Source organism: Rhizobium phaseoli, from assembly GCF_003985125.1.
In the GTDB taxonomy this organism is placed as follows: Bacteria; Pseudomonadota; Alphaproteobacteria; order Rhizobiales; family Rhizobiaceae; genus Rhizobium; species Rhizobium phaseoli.
The window spans coordinates 1-1338 of the sequence record NZ_ML133635.1 but is presented as its reverse complement, the minus strand read 5'-3'; the positions used below and the strand labels follow the sequence as shown (position 1 = coordinate 1338).

General features: G+C 63.0%; 1 protein-coding gene. It reads left to right on the top strand.

Annotated elements, in window-relative coordinates; all coding sequences use genetic code 11:
- The first annotated feature begins 81 nt into the window (after positions 1-81).
- On the top strand, positions 82-1284 hold the full coding sequence (locus tag EFD56_RS32455) for an integrase core domain-containing protein (protein ID WP_085741759.1): 1203 nt from the start codon (positions 82-84) through the stop codon (positions 1282-1284).
- The last annotated feature ends 54 nt before the right edge of the window (positions 1285-1338 follow it).

Sequence of the window (1338 nt, the reverse complement as noted above, 5' to 3'; positions counted from 1 at the left end):
GGTACAGCCCGGGCAGATCCCTGACAGAATGAACCGGGTTGATGGTTGACAAGTCATAGTGCGTCGGAGGGAGGGCTTCCGATGCCATTTGTGGAGACTTGTCGCATGGAAGAACGTGTTCGGATGCTGTCGGACTATGTTTCGGGGCATTGGAGTGTGAGTGATCTTTGCCGTCGTTATGGTGTGAGCCGGGAGACATTTTACTCCTGGCGCAAGCGGCAGATGAGCGGTGCGGACGACTGGTTTGTCGACCGCTCGCACGGTACGGTTTCCTGCCCGCATCGCACGCCGGCGGCCCTTGTCGATCAGGTGATTGCGCTGCGTCAGCGGTTTCCGCATATGGGGCCGCGCAAGCTTTTGGCTTTGTTGCAGCGCCAGTCGGCGCAAACACCTTGGCCGGCAGCCTCGACGATCGGCGACATTCTCAAACGGGCGGGCCTCGTGGAGGTTGCCAAGCGGCGGCGCAGAGCACTGGACCAAAGCCGCCCGTTCACCGAGGCAACACAAGCCAATGACGAATGGAGCGTTGATTTCAAGGGCTGGTTCCGCACCCGCGACCAGCAGCGCATCGATCCGCTGACGATCAGCGACAGCTACAGCCGGTTTCTGATCGATGTGCGCATTGCTCCGCAGACCATCGAGGGCGTGCGGCCGGTGTTCGAAGAGGCCTTCCGCACCCATGGCCTGCCGTTTGCGATCCGCTGCGACAATGGTTCGCCCTTCGGCAGCCATGGAGCCGGCGGCCTGACCCGATTGTCGACCTGGTGGATCAAGCTCGGCATCGAGGCGCACTTCATCGCGCCGGCATCGCCCCAGGAGAACGGCAGGCACGAACGCATGCATCGCACTCTGAAGGCCCAAACATCCAAACCGCCGGCCGACAATGCCGGCCAGCAGCAGGTCCGTTTCGATGCCTTCCGCCAGCACTACAACGAGGAGCGCCCGCATGAAGCGCTGGGCCAACGCCCGCCCGCCGACCTCTATCGGCCCTGCCAGCCGCGTGCGATGCCCGAGCGTCTCGACGATCCCTGGTATGATGCCGACCACCAGGTGCGCCGTGTACGTGACAGCGGCGAGATCAAATGGAAGGGAGGCCGGCTGTTCGTCAGCGAAGCCCTTGCCGGCGAACTCGTCGGACTGAGCGAGCTGGAAAATGGCGATCACGTCGTGCGCTTCTGCAATCGCGACATCGGCCTCATCGGCCCGGACGGCCGCTTCCGTCGCTTCGCTCCGCCGCGCCCGCCCAGGCCGATGAGGCACCAAGCAGCGCACACGACAGAATGAAAACTGTCAGGTATCATCCCGGTCCAAAGTGTCGACCATCAACCCGGTCGTTCA